This is a genomic window from Photobacterium frigidiphilum (genome assembly GCF_003025615.1).
GTDB classification, from domain to species: domain Bacteria; phylum Pseudomonadota; class Gammaproteobacteria; order Enterobacterales; family Vibrionaceae; genus Photobacterium; species Photobacterium frigidiphilum.
The window spans coordinates 1-2812 of the sequence record NZ_PYMJ01000090.1 but is presented as its reverse complement, the minus strand read 5'-3'; the positions used below and the strand labels follow the sequence as shown (position 1 = coordinate 2812).

Genomic DNA, 2812 nt, shown 5'->3' with positions numbered 1-2812 from the left:
CACCCTTGGGAAAAATTTCAGACGATACCTTTGACGTATCTTTGTAAACTCTATCTTTAACAGTGGTTTATGTTAAAAAAATCACTTAAGTATCTTTGATTGTAGCAGCTGTCATACTTTTATGTGAATTGGACTACTTTTAACGACTCTGAGTGAAAAATCTGTCATAAAAAGTAGACTAAAACGATTAAATGAAGAGCTAGTACAAATCCTATTGCTGAATAGTATAGCCTGAAGCAAAACATGTGAAATAGTCATTTAGGCACGACAGAATCGCTTGGTGATCACACTCTAGGCAATGCCTCTCTAGCACGGTTCTGGACAGAAATGAGTCAGTGGTGTTGCTAATTTAGTTAATCATAAATTAGTTGAAGTATGGAAAGTCGCTTGGTTTCGTGTCCAGCTATACTAGAGCAGAGCACTCGGGATTTAGTGTTGGCTAAGCAACACCTTAATCCTTATTTGTTATGGTGTTATTTATCCACTTTTTCAGCTACCAACCCCATAAAGCCAGCTCCTTTAGGTGGGGGTTTATCATTGGTGTTATACCAACGAGAGTCGGGAACCCAGCTTTTAGGTACTCTTTTTTCTTTTTCAACCCACTCTGGCCTATAAAACAGTCGAAGCACTATGCAAACAATCGCATTCACCAATCGAAAGCGAGTCGTTAGATTTTCTTTGGGGGTATCATCAGGCAATGGTGATTGAAGGCTAGCGCACATCCCTTTGATTTTGTCATTTTCAAATGACAAACCATGCCTTGCATGGGCAAATTCATTTCTTATTTTCCGAATTAATCCAATTTCTTGGTACTCAAATTTATCGATCAACCCTAACGAATAGCAAGCTTCTATTTTTGCAGAAAATGTACCCAATGGTGCATTTGGATCATTCAATAATCTATTGGTAGATTTACCCTCAATAAAGAAAAATTCTAAAGTTTTATGAAGCTTTTCATCGATTAGAGCAGCACCAACCAAAGGTAGCCCTCTATCAGTTTCAGCTTGTAGCTCCTGAACAAAGCTAGCTAGATCTTCTGCATGTTCGACTAACATCGAATCTCCTTCGCACCATAACGCCGCCATAAATTTCGGCCTTGTTAGCGTCTATTTTCATGTTCAGTAACAGGGTGATCACCTAAATCTTTCGGCAGTTCCTCTAGCAATTCCTTCGAATGGTATTCGAGAACTATTTCACCTTTCGTTAATCTTTCCGTCCAATACCTGCCAATTAACTTTTGTTTTGGCTGCTCAATGATTTGGAATACGGCAGTTCCATCATGAGGGATACTCCTTTCATTCAAACTAAGCCTTGGCTTACTTGTATAGGAATATGCAACGTTTTTTATTTGTCGATCAGGGTCAATAAGAAAACCTTCCGAATACGAGTAGCTTTCCATTTCGCTGGTACGCATCATGCAGCTAACATGGAAAAATGACTGGTTAACTGTCAACATGACAGGTATCGGAGGTGGCGTTTCACCTGTCTCAGGATTTTTCCAATCTGAATAGATTAACCCCACCCAGCTTCCATTCAAATTTGGAAACGGAACAAGCCATCCTCTAAATACTTTTAGTTTCCACCCCCATTTAACGAATACAGCTATCACTAATAGATCAATACTGACTACTTTTGGAACGAGTCCAAAAAAAATCTTTACCTTCGATAGATCTAGACCGCCAATATAAGCAAGTGAAAACCAAGCAATTGCTGAAAGCCCTACCAGCAAATATAAAGAACTCTTGATTGTTACATTACGCATTACTTAAACCCAAAATAATTCCAAGCTGCTTTTACAAATTCACGTCCATCTTTCCGAGACCATTCTTGATTTGAATGAAACAGGTAAAAGCATTCATTTACTTCCAACCAACGACCTGAGTCAGGTTCATCTCCTTGAAGGTGATCCCATATATGAACAAGCATTGCACGAAGACGTTCTGTCCATGTTGAATGGGAAAAAATCGTGTCTGGGCAATTGTAAGCCAAGCATTCGATAAAGAATGATGGTAACTCACGAAATGCTCCATCATTAGCCATTGCATTTTCAGTTCGTTTTAATAGCCGTGCACACTTTTTATACACATAGCCAGTTCGATTGTTTTTGGCTATACCGTTTTCTAATTGTTGTGCAGGATAGTTGACGATGCTGCTGCCATTAGTCTTGAATATTTTAGTTCCATCTCTCGATCCAGACTTCATGTAATATCGAAAGCTAAAGCAAGGAACGACATCAGCGTCTACCCGAGCTGAATTAGAATTTATCTGAATCGCGGTAGAGCCTGTACCATCTACTTGATCTGAAAATTTTGCTTTCATTGCTGAAAGTAGCTCTGTTCTAAGCTTTGCAGGAGTCCAAACTCCTTCATATGGTTCGCTCGGAGTCTTTACCCCTTGTTCAGATTCTTTCCAATATAGAACATCTGTACATACCACAGCTATATCTACGTCACTATCGGAACGAACGTTTGTATTATTGGCGTAAGACCCTTTCGCATAAACCTTTAAAGAGCAATTTTTGAATGCCTCGTGAGCATCAATCGCTTGGCGAATCATTCGTTCCGTTCTATCTTGTTTGTTCTTTTCAGTATCACTTGAAGGGCCAGTCCATCCTGACAGTTTATTTTCCAAACTCATGCATAATCCTCAGAAGACGCTAACAGCTTATTAAGAGGAAAATTTCCTTGTTTAAACAATGCATTTTCCTCCTATCACGCATTTGATAAAAATTAGATTATCACCTTTTACTCATGCCATCAGCTACCTAGAAAAAAAATGAACAAAATAATCAGCCCAAAAGGATGCAAGCATT

3 protein-coding genes are annotated in these 2812 nt (G+C 38.9%); all 3 read right to left on the bottom strand.

Features of this window, described 5'->3' with window-relative positions; translation table 11 throughout:
- Positions 1-473: 473 nt before the first annotated feature.
- Genes C9J12_RS29715 through C9J12_RS29705 form a run of 3 tightly spaced genes read right to left on the bottom strand, consistent with a single transcriptional unit; the run spans position 474 to position 2637 of the window.
- Positions 474-1055, bottom strand: a complete 582-nt coding sequence (locus tag C9J12_RS29715) for an MltR family transcriptional regulator (protein WP_170111927.1) — start codon at positions 1053-1055, stop codon at positions 474-476.
- Between the two features lie 44 nt (positions 1056-1099).
- Positions 1100-1762 carry a Cap15 family cyclic dinucleotide receptor domain-containing protein gene (locus C9J12_RS29710; protein ID WP_107247034.1) on the bottom strand — a complete coding sequence of 221 codons (663 nt, stop codon included), beginning with the start codon at positions 1760-1762 and terminating at the stop codon, positions 1100-1102.
- A complete protein-coding gene (locus C9J12_RS29705; protein ID WP_107247031.1) occupies positions 1762-2637 on the bottom strand; it encodes a nucleotidyltransferase domain-containing protein in 876 nt (291 codons plus the stop codon). Before C9J12_RS29705 ends, C9J12_RS29710 begins: the two co-directional genes overlap by 1 nt.
- Positions 2638-2812 lie beyond the last annotated feature (175 nt).

Excerpts from the sequence above, each read along its gene's own strand:
- C9J12_RS29715 (WP_170111927.1), bottom strand. The coding sequence starts at position 1,055 with ATGTTAGTCGAACATGCAGAAGATCTAGCTAGCTTTGTTCAGGAGCTA.
- C9J12_RS29710 (WP_107247034.1), bottom strand. The coding sequence starts at position 1,762 with ATGCGTAATGTAACAATCAAGAGTTCTTTATATTTGCTGGTAGGGCTT.
- C9J12_RS29705 (WP_107247031.1), bottom strand. The coding sequence starts at position 2,637 with ATGAGTTTGGAAAATAAACTGTCAGGATGGACTGGCCCTTCAAGTGAT.